The organism is Micrococcus luteus NCTC 2665, assembly GCF_000023205.1.
Classification (GTDB): domain Bacteria; phylum Actinomycetota; class Actinomycetes; order Actinomycetales; family Micrococcaceae; genus Micrococcus; species Micrococcus luteus.
The window spans coordinates 908043-927424 of the sequence record NC_012803.1 but is presented as its reverse complement, the minus strand read 5'-3'; the positions used below and the strand labels follow the sequence as shown (position 1 = coordinate 927424).

14 protein-coding genes and 2 tRNA genes are annotated in these 19382 nt (G+C 73.2%); 7 read left to right on the top strand and 9 right to left on the bottom strand.

Annotation, left to right across the window (positions count from 1 at the left end; genetic code table 11):
- Positions 1–6: 6 nt before the first annotated feature.
- The 9 genes from metG to ilvD form a co-directional block, all read right to left on the bottom strand.
- Positions 7–1632, bottom strand: a complete 1626-nt coding sequence (gene metG / locus MLUT_RS15810; RefSeq protein ID WP_010078976.1) for a methionine--tRNA ligase — start codon at positions 1630–1632, stop codon at positions 7–9.
- Positions 1625–2401, bottom strand: coding sequence for a DUF8692 domain-containing protein (locus tag MLUT_RS15805; protein WP_010078977.1), 777 nt, complete (start codon positions 2399–2401; stop codon positions 1625–1627). The genes metG and MLUT_RS15805 overlap by 8 nt, the downstream gene beginning before the upstream one ends.
- A gap of 141 nt (positions 2402–2542) precedes the next feature.
- Positions 2543–4138 (bottom strand): phosphoglycerate dehydrogenase, encoded by a 1596-nt coding sequence (gene serA, locus MLUT_RS15800; RefSeq protein ID WP_010078978.1) that lies wholly within the window; start codon positions 4136–4138, stop codon positions 2543–2545.
- A gap of 149 nt (positions 4139–4287) precedes the next feature.
- On the bottom strand, positions 4288–5319 hold the full coding sequence (gene ilvC / locus MLUT_RS15795; RefSeq protein ID WP_010078979.1) for a ketol-acid reductoisomerase: 1032 nt from the start codon (positions 5317–5319) through the stop codon (positions 4288–4290).
- 35 nt (positions 5320–5354) lie between these two features.
- The gene (gene ilvN, locus MLUT_RS15790) at positions 5355–5864 is read right to left on the bottom strand and encodes an acetolactate synthase small subunit (protein WP_010078980.1); all 510 of its coding nucleotides are present in this window, start codon (positions 5862–5864) and stop codon (positions 5355–5357) included.
- A 12-nt stretch (positions 5865–5876) separates the two neighbouring features.
- Positions 5877–7778, bottom strand: coding sequence for an acetolactate synthase large subunit (locus MLUT_RS15785; RefSeq protein WP_010078981.1), 1902 nt, complete (start codon positions 7776–7778; stop codon positions 5877–5879).
- A gap of 289 nt (positions 7779–8067) precedes the next feature.
- A complete protein-coding gene (locus tag MLUT_RS15780; RefSeq protein ID WP_010078982.1) occupies positions 8068–9288 on the bottom strand; it encodes an N-acetylglucosamine-6-phosphate deacetylase in 1221 nt (406 codons plus the stop codon).
- A 43-nt stretch (positions 9289–9331) separates the two neighbouring features.
- Positions 9332–9490 (bottom strand): hypothetical protein, encoded by a 159-nt coding sequence (locus tag MLUT_RS23895; protein WP_010078983.1) that lies wholly within the window; start codon positions 9488–9490, stop codon positions 9332–9334.
- 103 nt (positions 9491–9593) lie between these two features.
- A complete protein-coding gene (ilvD, locus tag MLUT_RS15775) occupies positions 9594–11321 on the bottom strand; it encodes a dihydroxy-acid dehydratase (protein WP_010078984.1) in 1728 nt (575 codons plus the stop codon).
- Between the two features lie 104 nt (positions 11322–11425).
- Between ilvD and MLUT_RS15770 the strand changes: the two genes are divergently transcribed.
- The 7 genes from MLUT_RS15770 to MLUT_RS15740 all read left to right on the top strand — a co-directional run bounded on the left by MLUT_RS15770 (position 11426) and on the right by MLUT_RS15740 (position 19379).
- Entirely contained in the window at positions 11426–11974 is a 549-nt protein-coding gene (locus MLUT_RS15770; RefSeq protein WP_010078985.1) for a hypothetical protein, read from the top strand.
- Positions 11975–12041: 67 nt separating this feature from the next.
- Positions 12042–12117, top strand: a tRNA-Lys gene (locus MLUT_RS15765).
- Between the two features lie 83 nt (positions 12118–12200).
- Positions 12201–12689, top strand: a complete 489-nt coding sequence (gene bcp / locus MLUT_RS15760; RefSeq protein WP_010078986.1) for a thioredoxin-dependent thiol peroxidase — start codon at positions 12201–12203, stop codon at positions 12687–12689.
- Between the two features lie 65 nt (positions 12690–12754).
- Positions 12755–12835, top strand: a tRNA-Leu gene (locus MLUT_RS15755).
- Between the two features lie 48 nt (positions 12836–12883).
- On the top strand, positions 12884–14548 hold the full coding sequence (locus MLUT_RS15750) for an ABC transporter substrate-binding protein (protein ID WP_010078987.1): 1665 nt from the start codon (positions 12884–12886) through the stop codon (positions 14546–14548).
- A 105-nt stretch (positions 14549–14653) separates the two neighbouring features.
- Positions 14654–16138: a malate:quinone oxidoreductase gene (locus MLUT_RS15745; protein ID WP_010078988.1), complete on the top strand. Its 1485-nt coding sequence runs from the start codon at positions 14654–14656 to the stop codon at positions 16136–16138.
- A 7-nt stretch (positions 16139–16145) separates the two neighbouring features.
- On the top strand, positions 16146–19379 hold the full coding sequence (locus MLUT_RS15740; protein ID WP_010078989.1) for an efflux RND transporter permease subunit: 3234 nt from the start codon (positions 16146–16148) through the stop codon (positions 19377–19379).
- Positions 19380–19382: the final 3 nt, after the last annotated feature.

Genomic DNA, 19382 nt, shown 5'->3' with positions numbered 1-19382 from the left:
ACGGACTCAGTCCTCCGCGGGCTCCTCGTGGCGCGGGAAGACCGGCTGTGGTGCGGGCAGCGGGGTGCCGGGGACCAGGTCCTCGTGGAAGGCGGCGAAGGACCGCGGGCCGGAGCCGGACGCGCCGGTGCGGCCGGCGTCGCCCTCGGCGGGGACGCCGAGCAGATCCAGCAGCCGCGAGGCCGAGTCGGGCATCACCGGCTGCGCGAGCAGGGCCACCCGGCGCACGGCCTGCAGCGTCACGTAGAGCACCGTGCGCATACGCGGCTCGTCCGTCTTGCGCAGCACCCACGGGGCCTGGTCCGCGAAGTACGCGTTGACCTCGCCGAGCACGCGCCAGGTCTCCTCGAGCGCGTCGTGGAAGTCCTGCACCGCGTACGCGGACCGGGAGCGCTCCAGCAGGGCGTCGACCTGGGCCAGGACGGCGCGGTCCGCCTCGGTGAGCTCGCCCGGCTCGGGCACGGCGGCGCCGCAGTTCTTGGCCACCATGGACAGCGAGCGCTGGGCGAGGTTGCCGAGGTTGTTGGCCAGGTCCGCGTTCTTGCGGCTCACCACGGCCTCGTGGCTGTAGGAGCCGTCCGCGCCGAACGGGAACTCGCGCAGCAGGAAGAAGCGGATGGCGTCCAGGCCGTACCGGGCCACCCATTCCCGCGGGTGCACCACGTTGCCCAGGGACTTGGACATCTTGGCCCCGTTGTTGTTCAGGAAGCCGTGGATCATGACGCGGTGCGGCAGCTCGAGGCCGGCCGACATGAGGAACGCGGGCCAGAAGATGCAGTGGAACCGGGAGATGTCCTTGCCGATCACGTGCAGGTCCGCGGGCCAGTAGCGCGCGAACGCCTCCGGGTCCCCCGCCGGCCAGCCCGCGCCGGTGAGGTAGTTCGTCAACGCGTCGACCCACACGTAGGTGACGTGGTCGGCGCGCCGGTCGGCGTCGGCGGCCTCCGGGTCCGCGGGCGCGGGCAGGTCGATGCCCCACTGGAAGGAGGTCCGGGAGATGGACAGGTCCTCGAGCCCGGCCTCCACGAAGCGGATGACCTCGTTGAAGCGGTACCGGGGGGCGGCGAAGTCCGGGTGGTCGCGGTAGTGGTCCAGCAGCGGCTGCTGGTACTTGGACAGGCGGAAGAAGTAGGACTCCTCCTCCGTCCACGTCACCTCAGTGCCGGTCTCGACGGCGCGGCGCACGCCGTCCTGACCCACCTCGGTCTCGTCCTCGCCGAAGTAGCGTTCGTCGCGCACGGAGTACCAGCCGGCGTAGGAGCCGAGATAGATGTCCCCGTTGGCCTCCATGCGCCGCCAGATCTCGCGGACGGCCTCGGCGTGGTCCGTGTCCGTGGTGCGGATGAAGCGGTCGTAGGAGATGTCCAGGACGTCGTCGTCCATCTCCTTGAAGACGGCCGCGTTGCGCGTGGCCAGCTCGAGGGCGCTCACGCCCTGCTGCTGCGCCGTCTGCTCCATCTTCTGGCCGTGCTCGTCCGTGCCGGTCAGGAAGCGCACGTCCCGCCCGTCGAGCCGCTGGAAGCGGGCCATCGCGTCCGTGGCGATGTACTCGTAGGCGTGGCCGATGTGCGGCTCGCCGTTCGGGTAGGAGATGGCCGTGGTCAGGTAGTACGGGGCGCGGGCGTCAGTCACAGTCGTCGAGTCTACCGGCGGGGCCGGGGCCCTCGCCGAGGACGACGCCGTCCGCGCCGGCGTCCGGGACGCCGTCGGCGGTCACCTGCAGACAGCCCGGCGCCCGCCACAGCTGGAGATGGGCCCACGGGGCCACCACGAGCACGGACGCCCCGATCATCTCGGTCAGCTCCTCCGCATGCGTCGCCGCGTGGTAGGCCAGGGTGCCGCGCCCGATCCCCAGGACGAGCGGCACCGCCTCGAGGACGATCGCGCCGAAGAAGAACACCGCGCCGCCCGCCACCGTCAGCGCTCGGGTCCGGCGGGGCAGGGCGACGGTGCACAGCGCGAGCAGCCCGAGGACGACGATCGCGGCCGGCGCGCCGAGGATCAGCCACTGGAACGCGGGCAGCGGGTTCTCCCCCGCGAACGGCAGGGCCTCCCACAGCTGGCCGGCCTGCTCGTGGATCTGCGTCGATTCGTCCCAGCTCATGGCCGCCAGCAGGGCCGCAGGGGTCAGCCATGCGAGCAGGCTCCGCCGCCGGTCCGCCCCCAGCGCGCGGCGCACGAGCCCCACCGTGGTGAAGCCCGCGGCCCCCAGCAGGAGCAGGCCCGCGCTCCACCACGCCGTGAGGTTGGCCTCGTGGTTCACGTCGAAGACCTCTCGCCACCACGGCACCTGCCGCGGGCCCAGCCCGAACACGAAGGGGAGGGCGAACGACCAGGCGGCGAGCAGGACACTGACGCCGATCAGCCCGCCCGCCGCGCGCCGGGCCCAGCGGCCCTGCACGCCCGGAGGCGGGGTGGGGCGGGCCGCTGCGGCGCGGTCGGGGCGGGTGCGGGGTAGGGCTCGGGTGGACGTGACATGGCCACCATCCCAACACAGGGCCACGCACACGGGCCCTGTGTTGCCCGCCCGGGCGTCGACGGGTCAGACGGAGAGGTCCACCTCGGCCGCACGGGCGGCGCCGATGGCCGCGGCCAGCGTGGCCGCGGTGTCCCCGGAGAGCGCCCCGTCCAGGGTCAGCACGGCCAGGGCGGCGCCCTCGTCGTCGCGCGAGACGTCCATGCCGGCGATGTTCACGCCCTGCACCCCGAGGGCCTGGCCCAGGACGCCGATCACGCCCGGGCGGTCCTGGTAGGCGAACACGAGCAGGTGGTCGGCCAGCGGCACCTCGAGCTCGTGCCGGTCCACACCCACGAGCTTCTGCACCTGGCGCGGGCCGGTGAGCGTGCCGGTGACGGCGGTCTGGGTGCCCTGCGCGGTCGCGGCGCGCACCGTGACGGTGTTGCGGTAGGACTCGGACACCGCGGTGGTGGTGAGGCGGCACTCGACGCCGCGCTGCTCGGCCAGCACGGGGGCGTTCACGTAGGAGACCTGGTCCGAGACGATGTCCGTGAACACGCCCTTCAGGGCGGCCAGGCGCATCGCGGAGACGTCGTGCTCGGCGATCTCACCGGCGATCTCCACCTCGACGGCCGTGATGGACTGCTCACCCACCAGCGCGGTGAGCACGCGGCCCAGCTTCTCGGCCAGCGGCAGGCCGGGGCGCACGTCCTCGTGGATCGCGCCGCCGGCCACGTTCACGGCGTCCGGCACGAGCTCGCCGGAGAGGGCCAGGCGCACGGAGCCGGCGACGGCGACGCCCGCCTTCTCCTGGGCCTCGGCGGTCGAGGCGCCCAGGTGGGGGGTGACGACGGCGGAGTCGTGGGCGAAGAACGCCAGGTCCGTGGCCGGCTCGGAGCTGAAGACGTCGATGCCGGCGCCGCCGATGGTCCCGGCCTCGAGCGCGCGGGCGAGGGCGTCCTCGTCCACCAGGCCGCCGCGGGCCACGTTCACGATGATCGCGGTGTCCTTCATGCGGGCGAACTGCTCATCGCCGATCATGCCGACCGTCTCGGGGGTCTTGGGCATGTGGATCGTGACCACGTCGGCGCGCTCGAGCAGCTCGTCCAGGTCGACGAGGCTCGCGCCCAGCTGCTGCGCGCGGGCGGTGGTCACGTAGGGGTCGTAGGCGAGGATCTCCATGCCGAACGCCTTCATGCGCTCGGCCACGAGCGCGCCGATGCGGCCCAGGCCGATCACGCCCAGCCGCTTGCCGTACAGCTCGAGGCCCGTGTACTTCGAACGCTTCCACTCCCCCGCCTTCAGCGAGCCGTTGGCGGCCGCGATGTTGCGGGCGGCGGCCAGGATGTGACCGCAGGTGAGCTCGGCGGCGGAGATGATGTTCGACGTCGGCGCGTTGACGACCATGACGCCGGCCTCGGTGGCGGCGGGCACGTCCACGTTGTCCAGCCCGACGCCCGCGCGCGCGATGACCTTCAGCTGCGGCGCGGCGGCGATCGCCTCGGCGTCCATCTGGGTGGCCGAGCGGATCAGCACCGCGTCGACGTCGCGCAGGTCCTCGAGGAGTCGGGCGCGGTCGGCGCCGTCCGTGCGGCGGATCTCGAAGTCGGGGCCGAGGGCCTCGACGGTGGCGGGCGAGAGTTCCTCGGCGATCAGGACGACGGGCTGGGCTGCGCTCACGGGTGCTCCTGGAGGTGTGGTGCGGTGGGATGGGAGGCGGGCCGGCCCGCGCTCCGGTTCGAGCCTAGACGCGTGACCGGACCGTGGCCGGAATGCGACGCCGGCCCCGGAGCGCGATGCCCGGGGCCGGCGTCGGGGGCTCGGGCGGCTCAGCGGGCCGCAGTGCCCTCGGTGTAGTCGTCGTCCGCGTCCTTGAGCCAGGAGAACATCTGGCGCAGCTCGCGGCCGGTCTTCTCGATCGGGTGGGCCTCGCCCCGGGCGCGGAGCTCCTTGAACTCGGGCGCACCGGCCTTCTGGTCGTCCATGAAGCGCTGCGCGAAGGCGCCGGACTGGATGTCGGCGAGGACCGCCTTCATGTTCTCCTTCACGTCGGGGGTGATGACGCGGGGGCCGGAGACGTAGTCGCCGTACTCCGCGGTGTCGGAGATGGACCAGCGCTGCTTGGCGATGCCGCCCTCGACCATGAGGTCGACGATGAGCTTCAGCTCGTGCAGCACCTCGAAGTAGGCGATCTCGGGCTGGTAGCCGGCCTCGGTGAGGGTCTCGAAGCCGTACTGCACGAGCTGGGAGGCGCCGCCGCAGAGCACGGCCTGCTCGCCGAACAGGTCGGTCTCGGTCTCCTCGGTGAAGGTCGTCTCGATGACGCCGGCGCGGGTGCCGCCCACGGCCTTGGCGTAGGACAGGGCGAGGGCGTGGGCCTGGCCGGAGGCGTCCTTCTCGACGGCGATCAGCGCGGGCACGCCGCGGCCGGCCTCGAACTCGCGGCGCACCACGTGGCCCGGGCCCTTGGGGGCGACCAGGGCGACGTCGACGCCCTCGGGGGCCTGGATGTAGCCGAAGCGCACGTTGAAGCCGTGCGCGAAGAACAGGGCGTCGCCCTCCTGCAGGTTGCCGGCGATGTGCTGGTCGTACACGTCGGCCTGGACCTGGTCCGGGGTGAGGATCATGATCAGGTCGGCCTCGGCGGCGGCGGTGGCGACGTCGACGACGCGCAGGCCCTCGGCCTCGGCCTTGGCGCGGGACTTGGAGCCCTCGGCGAGGCCGATGCGCACGTCCACGCCGGAGTCGCGCAGCGACAGGGCGTGGGCGTGGCCCTGGGAGCCGTAGCCGATGACGGCCACGGTGCGGCCCTGGATGATCGACAGGTCGGCGTCGTCGTCGTAGAACTTCTTCACGGTCATGCTGTTCTCCTCACGGGATGGGTGGATCGGGACGGTCAGCGGGCCACGGCGCGGTCGGTCATGGACCGCGGCCCCCGGGCGAGGGCGAGGGTGCCCGAGCGGACGAGCTCACGCACGCCGTAGGGCTCCATCATCTCGAGGAAGGCCTCGAGCTTGTCACGGGTGCCGGTGGCCTCGAGGGTCAGGGACTCCGGGGCCACGTCGACGACGTGGGCGCGGAACAGGTCGGCCGCCTGGACGACCTGGCCGCGGGTGGCCGCATCGGCGCGCACCTTCACGAGCAGGTGGTCGCGCTGAACAGAGGAGTCGGGCGTGAGCTCGACGACCTTGATCACGTTGATCAGCTTGTTCAGCTGTTTGGTGACCTGCTCGAGCAGGTCCGTGTCGGCGTCGACGACCACGGTGATCCGGGACAGGCCCTCGACCTCCGTGACGCCCACGGCCAGCGAGTGGATGTTGAACGCGCGCCGGGCGAAGAGGCCGGCCACGCGGGTCAGGGTGCCGGGCACGTCCTCGACGAGCACGGACAGGGTGTGGCGTTCCATCGGTTGCCCTCCTCAATCTTCCTGGTCCCAGTCGGGCGTCATGTCCCGGGCCACCTGGATCGCGTCGTTGCTGACCCCCGCGGGGACCATCGGCCAGACCATGGCGTCACGGGAGACCACGAAGTCCACGATCACGGGGCGGTCGTCGATGGCGAGGGCCCGGCGGATGGTGTCGTCCAGGTCCTCCCGGCGGTCGCAGCGCAGGCCCGCGGCGCCGTAGGCGTCGGCGAGCTTGACGAAGTCCGGCACCCGGGCGGTGTCATGGCCCGTGTTGAGGTCCGTGTTCGAGTAGCGCCCGTCGTAGAAGAGGGTCTGCCACTGGCGCACCATGCCCAGCGAGGAGTTGTTGATCACCGCGATCTTGATGGGGATGCGGTTGATCACGCACGTGGCGAGCTCCTGGTTGGTCATCTGGAAGCAGCCATCGCCGTCGATGGCCCAGACCACGCGGTCGGGTTCGCCCACCTGCGCCCCCATCGCGGCGGGGACGGCGAAGCCCATCGTTCCGAGGCCGGCCGAGTTGAGCCACTGGCGCGGACGCTCGTAGGCGACGAACTGGCTGGCCCACATCTGGTGCTGGCCGACGCCGGCCACGTAGGTGGCCTCGGGGCCGGACAGGGCCGACAGGCGCGAGATCACCTCCTGGGGCGCGAGGAGGCCGTCCTCGGTCTCGGTCCAGCCCATCGGGTAGGTGTCCTGCAGGCGCCGCAGCACCGCCCACCAGTCGGCGAGGTCGGGCAGCGCCTCGGTGTCCGTCGCGAGCTCGGCCACCAGGTCCGGGATGATCTCCTTGACGTGGCCGACGATCGGCACGTCCGCGGTGCGGTTCTTGGAGATCTCGGCCGGGTCGATGTCCGCGTGGATCACGCGGGCGCCGGGGGCGAACGAGGGCAGGTGACCGGTCACGCGGTCGTCGAAGCGGGCGCCGAGCGTGATCAGCAGGTCGGCCTGCTGGAGCGCGGCCACGGCGGGGACGCCGCCGTGCATGCCCGGCATGCCCAGGTGCTGGGGATGCGAGTCGGGGAAGACGCCGCGGGCGGTGAGCGTGGTGACCACGGGGGCGCCCGTGAGCTCGGCGAGGGCGCGCAGCTCCTCATGGGCCTCGCCGCGGGCCACGCCGCCGCCCGCATACAGCACGGGGCGCCGGGCCTCGCGGATCAGCCGGGCGGCCCCGCGGATCTGCCGGGGGTGGCCGCGCAGGACGGGGCGGTAGCCGGGCAGGTCGATCCGGGGCGGCCACGCGAACTCGAACTCGCCCTGCTGGGCGTCCTTGGTGACGTCCACGAGCACGGGCCCGGGCCGGCCCGTGGCGGCGATGTGGAACGCCTCGGCGAGGGCCTGGGGGATGTCCTCGGGCCGGGTCACGAGCCGGGAGTGCTTGGTGATGGGCATCGTGATGCCCACGATGTCCGCCTCCTGGAAGGCGTCCGTGCCGATCGCGGCGGAGGAGACCTGGCCGGTGATGAACACGACCGCCTGGGAGTCCATGTGGGCGTCCGCGATGGCGGTCACCAGGTTGGTGGCGCCGGGACCGGAGGTGGCGATGGCCACGCCGACCTTGCCGGTGGCCAGGTGGTAGCCCTGTGCCGCGTGACCGGCGCCCTGCTCGTGGCGCACGAGGATGTGGCGGATCTGGTCGGAGTCCATGAGCGGGTCGTAGGTCGGCAGGATGGCGCCGCCGGGCAGCCCGAACACGTCCGTGACCCCCAGCTCCTCCAGGGAGCGGATGATGCCCTGCGAGCCGGTCATCCGGGTCGGCTCGACGCGGGAGCCCTCGCCGGGCACACGCGGCTCGACGATCTCGGGCCGGGGGGCCGGACGGCGCTCCTGGGCCCGGGCGGTCTCCGTCGGGCGGGAGGCCGGCGTCGGGACCTGCGGGACCGCCGCGCGGGCGTCGCGGGGGGTCGTGCTCATGGGGTCACCTCACTGCGTTCGTCGCTGCGTGTCCGGCGCGGGGCGTCGGACGGTCGTCGTTCGGATCCGTCGGGCGTCGGGGACCGTGGCCGCGTCGATGACGGATCGGGCCGGCGTGGCGGAGTCTGAGGTGGGGACACGGCCGCCGGGTCCTTCGGGGGTGGTCTCAGTATCGACAGCCGGGCGCCTCGTCCGCCATCGACCACCCGACTGTCTCGCAATGTGAGATAAAGCGTCACATCGTGAGACGACGGGGCGGTCGAGGTCGGATCCCGGGCCTGAGCCCACCCTAGTCAGCCGCCGTGGGGGCGGCCGCCTTCACCCACGTTCCGTGACGGAGCACCCCGCGCACCTCGAGCTCCGGGCCGAAGACGACGGCGTCCGCTCGGCTCCCGGCTCGGAGCCGGCCGACGTCGGGGAGCCCCAGGGCGTCCGCGGGCGCGGCCGTCGCCGCCCGCAGCGCGGCGTCGAGGTCGACCCCGGTGGCGACGGCGGAGCGCACCGAGCCGGTGACCGTGGCCGTGGACCCGGCGATGGCCCCGGCTGCGCCCTCCGCGCCGACCACCCGCGCGACGCCGTCGCGGACCCGGACCCGCAGCGGCCCGAGGGGGAACTCGCCGTCGCCGCAGCCGGCGGCGGCCATCGCGTCCGAGACGAGGATCCACCGCTCCCCGGCCTCCCGGGCGACCCGCCGCACCGTGGCCGCATGCAGGTGGACGCCGTCCACGATGGTCTCGATCCCCACGCGCGGGTCCTCCAGCAGGGCGACGGCGGGCCCGGGCTCACGGTGGTGGGCGGGCCGGCACGCGTTGTGCAGGTGCGTGGCCATCCGCGCCCCCGCGTCGATCGCCGCGCGCGTGGTCTCGTAGGAGGCGTCCGTGTGGCCGATCGCGACGACGACGCCCGCCTCCGCCAACCGGTCCACCGCGTCGAGGGCCCCGGGCAGCTCGGGCGCCAGCGTCACCATCGCCAGGTGATCCGCGCCGACCTCGACGAGGCGAGCGATGTCCTCGGGCGCCGGCGCCCGCAGCGACGCGGACCGGTGTGCGCCGCGGTGCAGGGGCGAGAGCCAGGGACCCTCAAGGTGCACGCCGGCCAGCACCCCCTCCGCGCACAGGGGCGTCAGGGCCGTCAGCTGCTCCGCGAGCGCATCGACGTGGTCCGTGACGAGGGAGGCCACCACCGTGGTCGTGCCCGCACGGGCGTGGGCCGCGGCCGCCGCGCGTGCCGCGGCCGCACCGGACTCGAAGGCGTGTCCGCCGCCGCCGTGGCAGTGCACGTCCACGCAGCCGGGAGCGAGGAGGCCGTCGCCGAGGTCGTGGACGGGGCCGCGGGTGCGCGGCGGGTCGCCGGTCCCGACAGTCACCACGCGGCCCTCGGCCAGGGCGATCCAGCCGGGGCCGCCGAGGCACTCGCCGTCATGGACGCGGTCCGCGCGCAGCACCGACGGGGATGCGACGACCGACGATGCCTGCTCGGCGCGCGGCCGGTGAGGGAGCGAGGCGGGCACGGATGCACCTTCCGGGGTGGACGGGTCGATGGACGAGGGGCGCTCAGAGGCCCTGCCAGGACGGCTTGGCCTCCCCCATGTGGCGGTACTCCCCCGCGAGTTCGAGGTCGCCGTCGAAGAAGCGGGCGTCGTCCCGCCGGGTCTGCGCGGCGAGCAGCTGCACGTCCACGCCGGCGGCGTCGGACAGGATGACGACCTCCATCAGCGCGCCTCCCGCCCGGGACGCGGCGCGGGTCCCCCGGCCCGGGCGTCGATCTCGTGCATGCTCATCCCCTGCTCGTCGCGGCGTGCGGGCCGACCGGGCCTCAGCCCAGGTAGGCGCCCTCGGCGGCGGAGTGCACCAGCTTGGCGTACTTGCCCAGCACGCCCGTGGTGAACTTCGGCGCCACCGGCTCCCAGGACTCGAGGCGGGCGGCGAGCTCGGCCTCGTCCACGAGCAGGTCCATGGTGCGTCCGGCGATGTCCACGCGGATGCGGTCGCCGTCCTGCACCAGGCCGATCGGCCCTCCCTCGGCGGCCTCGGGGGCGATGTGGCCGATGCACAGGCCGGTGGTGCCGCCGGAGAAGCGCCCGTCGGTGATCAGCAGGACGTCCTTGCCCAGCCCCGCCCCCTTGATGGCGCCGGTGATCGCGAGCATCTCGCGCATGCCCGGGCCGCCCTTCGGGCCCTCATAGCGGATGACCACGACGTCGCCGGCGGCGATGGTCCCGTCCTCGAGGGCGTCCATGGCGGCGCGCTCACGGTCGAAGACGCGCGCGGTGCCCTCGAAGACGTCCGCATCGAAGCCGGCGGACTTCACGACGGCGCCCTCCGGGGCCAGCGATCCGTGGAGGATCGCGATGCCGCCGTTGGGGTGCAGCGCGTCGTCCATGGTGCGGATGACCTTGCCGTCCACCGGGTCCGGATCGAGCGCTGCCAGGTTCTCGGCGAGGGTCTTGCCGGTGACGGTGAGGGTGTCCCCGTGCAGCAGACCCTCGTCCAGCAGGGCTTTCATGACCACGGGGACGCCGCCGATGCGGTCCACGTCCGTCATGACGTACTGGCCGAACGGCTTGAGGTCGGCGATGTGCGGGGTGCGGTCGGCGACGCGGTTGAAGTCGGACAGCTGCAGGTCGACGCCCGCCTCCCGGGCGATGGCGAGCAGGTGCAGCACGGCGTTGGTGGAGCCGCCGAAGGCCATGGTCACGGCGATCGCGTTCTCGAACGCGGGCTTGGTCATGATGTCCCGGGCCGTGATGCCCTGGCGGAGCATGTTCACCACGGCCTCGCCGGAGCGGCGCGCGAAGGCGTCACGGCGACGGTCCGCGGAGGGGGCGGCGGCGGAACCGGGCAGGGACATCCCGAGGGCCTCGCCGATGGAGGCCATGGTGTTGGCGGTGTACATGCCGCCGCAGGCGCCCTCGCCCGGGGCGATGGACTTCTCGATGCGGAGCAGGTCCTCCTCGGACATGAGGCCGCGGGCGCAGGCGCCGACCGCCTCGAAGGCGTCGATGATGGTCACCTGCCTCTCGGTGCCGTCGGTCAGGCGGGCGACGCCCGGCATGATCGAGCCGGCGTAGACGAACACGGAGGCCAGGTCCAGGCGGGCGGCGGCCATGAGCATGCCCGGCAGCGACTTGTCGCAGCCGGCGAGCAGGACGGAGCCGTCCAGGCGCTCGGCCATCATCACGGTCTCCACCGAGTCGGCGATCACCTCGCGGGAGACGAGGGAGAAGTGCATGCCCTCGTGGCCCATGGAGATGCCGTCCGAGACGGAGACCGTGCCGAACTCCAGCGGATATCCGCCGGCGGCGTGGACACCGTCCTTCGAGGCCTGGGCGAGGCGGTCCAGGGAGAGGTTGCAGGGGGTGATCTCGTTCCAGGACGAGGCGATGCCGATCTGCGGCTTGCCGAAGTCCTCGTCCCCCATGCCGACCGCGCGGAGCATGCCGCGGGCGGCGGTGCGCTCCATGCCGTCGGTGACGTCGCGCGAGCGCGGCTTCATGTCGGGGGCGGCGGACGGGGTGCTGGGAGTCGACGCGGCGGAGTCCATGCCGCGGAGTCTAGTGAGCACGGCGCCACCGGGCCGGAGCGACGTCCCCGTGTGACGGGTGCGGCGGCATGACACGTGCGGACGGGTCCGCGTACGTTGGAGCCATGGACACGCCCACCCTGCACAGACGGCTGCGCCGCGTCTTCGATGCGCGCGTGTTCAACCATGGCGACTACAACGTCGTCTACGGCCAGCCCTCGGGCTCCTCCTCCCCCCTCGTCATCGGCTACCGCCACCAGCCGCTCGAGATGCTGCTGTGCCCGTTCGACCCCACCTCCACCCCGGACGACCACAACCGCCGGGCGCCGGGCGTGGCCGAGGACGACCCGCACGGCCCGGTGACCGAGGCCTCCGCGGACGGCGCCGACGTCGTCGAGGTGGGCCTGGCCAACGTGGCCACCGTGGCGGACACGGGCAGCGGCTATCAGGTGGAGACCGTCACGGGCTTCCGCACGTGGTTCGACGTCCCGGAGCACACGCGCGTCCCGGTGGGCGACCTCACGGAGGACGGCACCGCGGAGCTCGACCAGGCCGAGGACGCCACCGACTTCCACGCCTTCATGACCGCGTTCATGGATGAGCTGGACCGCCTCTACGCGGCCCCGGAGCCGGACACGACGGACGTCACGCCCCCAGATTTGCACGGCGTCTGAAACCCCTGGTAGGGTTTCACCTCGTTGCACGGCGCACCGGAGAGATCCGAGAGGCGGTGCGGCACCTGCACCTCTAGCTCAACCGGTAGAGCATCTGACTCTTAATCAGCAGGTTCCGGGTTCGAGTCCCGGGGGGTGCACCACACGAAGCGAAGGCCCCGTCTCCACGGAGACGGGGCCTTCCTCGTCCCCGCTCCCCGGCAGGCCCCACCGTAGGCTGGGGCCCATGACCGACACGACCCAGCACCGCCTCCAGCCCGGCGACACGGCACCTGCGTTCACCCTCCAGGACCAGGAGGGCCGGCCCGTCTCGCTGCGCGACAGCGCGGGCAAGCACACGATCGTCTACTTCTACCCGGCCGCGTCCACGCCCGGCTGCACGACGCAGGCCTGCGACTTCCGGGACAGCCTCGCCTCCCTCACCGCGGCCGGTTACGTCGTCCTGGGGATCTCCCCCGACCCGATCGGCAAGATCATCCGGTTCGCCGAGCAGGAGGGCCTGACGTTCCCCCTGCTTTCGGATGAGGACCACGCGGTGGCCGAGGCCTACGGCGCCTGGGGCGAGAAGAAGAACTACGGGCGGACCTTCGAGGGTCTGATCCGCTCCACGATCGTCGTCGGCCCGGACGGGAAGGTCACCCACGCGCAGTACAACGTGAAGGCGACCGGCCACGTGGCCCGACTGCGCCGCACCCTCGGCCTCGACGAGGCCTGATCCGCGCCCGACGCGCCCCGGTACCGCACGGTAGGATCGGGCCTCGCCCCGTGCGCGGGGTGTGCGCGGGCGTGGCGGAACTGGTAGACGCGCTGGATTTAGGTTCCAGTGTCCTGGACGTGGGGGTTCGAGTCCCCCCGCCCGCACTCCCCGGGCCCGCCCGATCCCGACGTCACCTGCCAGAGGAGGCCGCCATGCAGCCCACTCGCCGCGCCTTCCTCGGCGGGGGGCTGGGCCTGCTCGGCCTGGGCGTGGCCGGCTGCACGACGTCGCCCGCGGCGCCGTCCACCGCCGCCCCGACCTCCTCGGGACCAGGCCGGCTGCTCGTGGTCGGTGCCCCGGCGCGGGCGCTGACGCGGGATCCGGCCCGCGCGCTGGACGTCGAGTCCTTCCGTCTGATCCGCCAGGTCTTCGAGACGCTGCTCGGTGTGGACCCGGACACCGGCGCCCCCACGCCCCACCTCGCCGAGCGGCACGAGGAGTCCGACGGCGGCCGCCTCCACACGTTCCACCTGGTCTCCGGGGTGGTGTTCGACGACGGCGAGCCGTGCGACGCCGCCGCCGTGGTCGCGAACATCGAGCGGTGGGCCGCTGCCCCCGCGCCCGTGGACGGGACCGTCACCCCGCCCTCCTCGTTCGTCTCGGCCTTCGGCGGATACGCCGGGGACGCGGACTCCGCCTTCGCCGGCGTCGAGGCCCACGGAGAGCTCGAGGTGCGGCTGCGCCTGCACTCCCCCCGCCGCCACCTCGCGGCCGCGCTGGCCTCGCCGGCCTTCGCGATCTCCTCGCCGGCCTCGTGGGACCGCACGGTCGACGTGGACGGCTCCGAGGTCACCACCCCCGCCGGCACCGGCCCCTACCGCTGGGCCGACGCCGCGGAGACCGCCGAGCTCACGCGCGCCCACCCGGGTGCCTCGGGCGCGACGATCCTGGTCCCCAGCGCCCGCCACCGCGGCTCCGATCCGGCAGCGTACCCGGTGGCCGTGCAGGCGTGGGGTCGGGCCTCCGTGCGCCTGCGGGAGCTGCGGCGCGGCACGGCGGACGTGATCGACGTCGTCGCCCCCGGCCAGCTGCGCCCCCTCGTCGAGGCCGGCACCCAGGTGCTGCCCCGGGACCCCCTGGGCGTGCTCTACGTGGGCATGAACCTGGACCATCCGCTCGTGCGCGCGCAGTACCTGCGCCAGGCGATCGCGTACGCGGTGGATCGCCCGCGCATCGCCGGCAGCGACGTCTTCCTCGAGGGCACCCGCCTGGCCCACGACATCGTCCCCCCGTCCCTCGGCGTCGGCGACGAGGAGGCGCGGCGCTACGACGTCAACCCGGACCGGGCCCGCGAGTTCCTCGACCTGGCGGGATACGACGGGGAGCCGTTGGAGTTCCTCTACCCGGCCGGCACGGCCCGTCCCTCCCTGCCCGAGCCGGAGCGGGTCTACGCGATGGTCTCGCACGACCTCGGCGCGGTGGGGATGCACATCGTGCCCGTGCCCGTGCCGGAGGACCAGGACTACCTGCACGCCGTCGTCTCCCGGCCCACCCGAGCCCTGCACCTGATGGGCCGCACCGGCGACTACCGCGACCCGCACGCGTTCCTCGAGCCCTTCGCGCGCTCGGGCCGCGCCGAGACCGGCTACCGCAACCCGCGCGTGGTCGAGGACGTGGACGCGGCGGCGGCCGAGACCGACGACGACGCGCGCCGCGGCCTGTTCCGCCGTGTCGTTCGGGCCATGGCCCTCGACCTGCCGGCGCTGCCGCTGGTCTACCCGATCTCGGCCCTGGCCACCGGCCCGCGCGTGGCCTCCTACCCGACGTCGCCGCAGCTGGACGAGCCGTTCTCGCGCGTCAGGCTGACCGAAGGCTGAACCCACCGGTAGTACAGTGGGAGCTCACGGCGCTCGGCCCGACCGCCTCTGCTCGGCCCGGTTCCAGTGCGCCCACCCGCCGTCGTTCTGCTTCAGGAGTTGACCGTGCCCACCACCTCGTCCACCGCCACCCACGACGTTGTCCTGATCGGCGGCGGCATCATGAGCGCCACCCTGGGCGTGCTGCTGCAGAAGCTCGAGCCCACCTGGTCCATCGCCCTGTACGAGAACCTCGACCAGGCCGGTCTGGAGTCCTCTGACCCGTGGAACAACGCGGGCACCGGCCACGCCGCCCTCTGCGAGCTGAACTACTCGCCCATGGACAAGAACGGCCGGGTGGACGTCACCAAGGCGCTGGGCATCAACGAGCAGTTCTGGATCACCCGCCAGTTCTGGTCCTCCCTGGTGGTGGACGGCACGCTCAAGGACCCCAAGTCCTTCATCAACCCGCTGCCGCACATGTCCTTCGTGTGGGGCGACGACCACGCCGACTACCTCCGCGCCCGCTACGAGGCCATGTCCGCCCAGCCGGTGTTCGCCGGCATGGAGCACAGCGAGGACCCGGAGCAGATCCGCGCCTGGGCCCCGCTGCTGATCGAGGGCCGCGAGTCGGGCCAGCGCCTGGCGGCGTCCCGCCACACGGGCGGCACCGATGTGGACTTCGGCTCCCTCACCCGCCAGCTCGTCACGGCCATGGCCGGCGCCGGCGCCGAGGTGCGCTTCGGTCACAAGGTCACCGGCCTCACCCGCGGCACGGACGGCCGCTGGGAGGTCAAGGTCAAGAACAAGGCCGCCGGTTCCGAGGTCGTGGACCGCGCCCGCTTCGTCTTCGTCGGTGCCGGCGGCGGCGCCCTGCCCCTGCTGCAGAAGTCCGGCATCCCCGAGATCAAGGGCTTCGGCGGCTTCCCGGTCTCCGGCCAGTTCCTGCGCTGCACGGACGAGTCCGTGGTCAACCAGCACATGGCCAAGGTGTACGGCCAGGCCGCCGTCGGCGCCCCCCCGATGTCCGTGCCCCACCTGGACACCCGGTTCGTCAACGGCAAGCGCTCCCTGCTGTTCGGCCCCTACGCCGGGTTCTCCACGAACTTCCTCAAGACCGGCTCCTACCTGGACCTGCCGCTGTCCGTGCGCCCGCACAACCTCACCACAATGCTGGACGTGGCCAAGGACAACGTGGACCTGACCAAGTATCTCGTGACCGAGGTGCTGAAGTCCCGGGACAAGAAGATCGACGCGCTGCACGAGTTCTACCCGGAGGCCGACGGCGGCGAGTGGGAGCTGATCACCGCGGGCCAGCGCGTGCAGGTGATGAAGCGCAAGGGCCGTTTCGGCGGCGTCCTGCAGTTCGGCACCGAGGTCGTCACCCACGCGGACGGCTCGCTCGGCGGCCTGCTCGGCGCCTCGCCGGGCGCCTCCACCGCTGCCCCCATCATGGTGAAGCTGCTCGAGCGCTGCTTCCCCGCGAAGACGGCCGGCTGGGACGGCACGCTCAAGGAGCTCATCCCGTCGCTGGGCCACACGCTCAACGACGACCCGGCGCTGCTGGACGAGGTCCGCACCGTCACGGACGCCGCACTGAAGCTGGCCTGACGCCGCGATGGGAGCGCTCGCACGGTTCTCACTCGGCCGGCGGGCGCTCGTGGCGCTCGTCACCGTGTTCATCGCGGTGTTCGGCGTCCTCTCCGCCGGGCAGCTCAAGCGGGAGCTGATCCCCCCGCTCGAGCTGCCCGTCATCTCCGTCTCGACGCTCTACCCGGGGGCGTCCCCCGAGGTCGTGGACGCGCAGGTGGGCGAGCCCCTCGAGACGGCCCTGCAGGCCGTGGAGGGCCTCGAATCCTCGCGGTCCACGTCGCAGTCCGGCTTCAACGCGGTCCAGCTGGAGTTCGCGTACGGCACCGACCTGAACCGGGCCCGGTCCCAGGTGGACCGGGTGGTCGCCAACCTGGGGCCGCAGCTGCCGGAGGAGGCGGAGACCTCGTCCTTCGCGGGCTCCGTCTCCGACTTCCCGGTGCTCTTCCTCGCCCTGTCCGGGGACGAGGACCTCAACACCCTGCGCCGCCGCGCCGAGGACGTCCTGGCCCCGCGGCTGCAGAAGATCGACGGCGTCCGCGGCGCCGACGTCCTCGGCGGCACAGACGAGAACGTCTCCGTGGTCCCGGACCCGGCCGCGCTCGCCGCCGCCGGGCTGACCACCTCCGACATCACCGACGCACTCGAGGAGAACGCCGGCCTCTTCCCCGTCGGCCAGGTCACCGAGGGCGCGACCACCTATCCCGTCCAGGCGGGCTCCGCCGTCGAGGACCTCGAGGGCCTGCGCGGGATCGTCGTCGCTCCCTCCGGGGACGGCGAACCGCGCACCCTGGACGAGGTCGCCGACGTCACCCTCGTGGCCGCGGCCCCCACGTCCCTCACCCGCACCGACGGGGTGCCGACGCTGTCCGTCTCCGTGACCGCGACCCCGGACGCCGACCTCGTGGCGGTCTCGCAGGCCGTGCGCGACGCCCTGCCGGAGCTGGCGTCCCTGGTGGGCGGCGGCGCGGACCTGACCGTGGTGTTCGACCAGGCCCCGTTCATCCAGCAGTCCATCGACACGCTGTTCCAGGAGGGCCTGCTGGGCCTGGCGTTCGCCGTGCTGGTGATCGCCGTGTTCCTGCTCTCGGTGCGCTCCACCCTCGTCACCGCCGTGTCCATTCCGCTGTCCCTGCTGGCCGCCCTCATCGGGGTGGCGGCCTTCGGCTACTCCCTCAACACGCTGACGCTCGGGGCGCTGACGATCTCGATCGGCCGGGTCGTGGACGACGCGATCGTGGTGGTGGAGAACATCCGCCGGCACCTCGGCCTGGGCGCCGACCGGCGCACCGCGATCCTGGACGGCACGCGCGAGGTCGCCACCGCTATCACGGCCTCCACCCTGGTCTCCGTGTCCGTGTTCCTGCCCATCGCCTTCGTGGGCGGCCTGGCCGGCGAGCTGTTCCGGCCCTTCGCCGTGACCGCCACGGTCGCCCTGCTGGCCTCGCTCGTCGTCGCCCTGACGATCGTGCCGGTGCTGTGCTGGTGGTTCCTGCGCGCCCCACGGCGCGGGGCCGAGACCGCGGCCGCGCCCGCCGTCGCCGGCGACCGGCCCGTGGCGGCCGGCGGATGGCTCACGCGGGCCTACCGCCCGGTGCTGCGCTGGACGCAGCGGCACACCGTGGTCACCCTCGCCGCCGCCCTGGCGCTGCTGGCCGGCACGGCCGCGCTGGTCCCGCTGATCCCCACGAACCTCCTGGGCGACTCGGGACAGAACTCGTTCGTCGTCACGGCGGAGCAGGAGCCGGGGGCGTCGCTGGAGACGACGGCCGCCGCCGCCGAGCGCATCGAGCGGGTGCTGCTGGACACCGACGGCGTCGAGACCGTCCAGTGGACGGCCGGCACCGCCGCCGGTCCGATGGGGGCCTTCGGCGGCTCCTCGGCGGACCGGGCGCGGTTCACGGTGGTGACCGACCCGGATGCGGATCAGGTGGCCCTCCAGGAGGGGGTGCGCGCCGAGCTCACCGGTCTCGACGGCGTGGGCGACGTGTCCGTCTCCACGCAGCAGGGGCCGAGCGGCAGCCAGGACATCGAGGTGTCCGTCTCCGCCCCCGACCCGCAGGCCCTCACCGCGGCCGCCGATCAGGTCGCCCAGGCGCTGCGGCCCGTCGAGGGCGCCCGCGAGGTGACGACGCCGGCCTCGGACCTGCGCCCGACGTTCCAGGTGGACGTGGACACCGTCGCCGCCGCCCGGCTCGGCCTGACCGAGGAGGCGGTGGCCGGCCAGGCCGCCGTCGCTCTGCAGGCCGTGCCCGCGGGCGAGGTCCGCTTCGGGTTCGAGAGCTTCGCGGTGCAGCTGGGTGACCCGGAGCCGGTCGAGTCCCTCGACGCCCTGCGCCAGGTGCCCGTGGAGACGGCCGAGGGGCCCGTGCCGCTGGGAGACCTCGCCGAGGTCTCGCGGGTGTCGGTGCCCGCCCGGGTGACGTCCTCGAACGGCGAGCGGACCGCCGTCGTCACGGTGACCCCGGACGACGAGGACCTCGGGGCCGTCTCACGCCGGGTCACGCAGGCCGTGGCGGCGCTGGACCTGCCCGAGGGCGTCACGGCGGCCGTGGGCGGCGCGGCGGAGCAGCAGGCGCAGACGTTCCGGGACCTCGGGCTGGCGTTGCTGGCCGCCGTGGCGACCGTGTACGTCGTGCTGGTGGCGACGTTCAACTCGCTGCGCCAGCCACTCGTGCTGCTCGTGTCGATCCCCTTCGCCGCCACGGGCGTGTTCCTGGCGCTGCTGGCCACCGGCACGCCCCTGGGACTGTCCACGATGATCGGGCTGCTCATGCTGGTGGGCATCGTGGTGACGAACGCGATCGTGCTGATCGACCTGATCAACCAGTACCGACGCGACCGCGGAATGACCTTGGACGAGGCCATCGAGGTGGGCGCGCTCAACCGCGTGCGCCCGGTGGTGATGACGGCCCTGGCCACCGTCCTGGCCATGACCCCGATGGCCCTGGGCGTCACGGGGCACGCGGGGTTCATCTCCCAGCCCCTCGCGGTGGCCGTGGTAGGCGGCCTGGTGTCCTCCACCCTGCTCACCCTCGTGCTCGTGCCCGTGCTGTACCGGCTCACCGAGGTCCGCGGGGAGCGCCGCCTGCAGGAGGAGCGCCGTGTCGCGGCCGAGCGGGAGGCGCAGCGCGTCGCGGCCGAGCGGGCGGCCAAGCAGGAGCGCCGGGCCGAGCAGGGATGGGCGGCCCCGTCCGAGCTCGACGCCGGACGCCTCGGCCGACTCCGGCAGCGCCTCCGCCGGCGGTGGCACCGGGCCTGACCT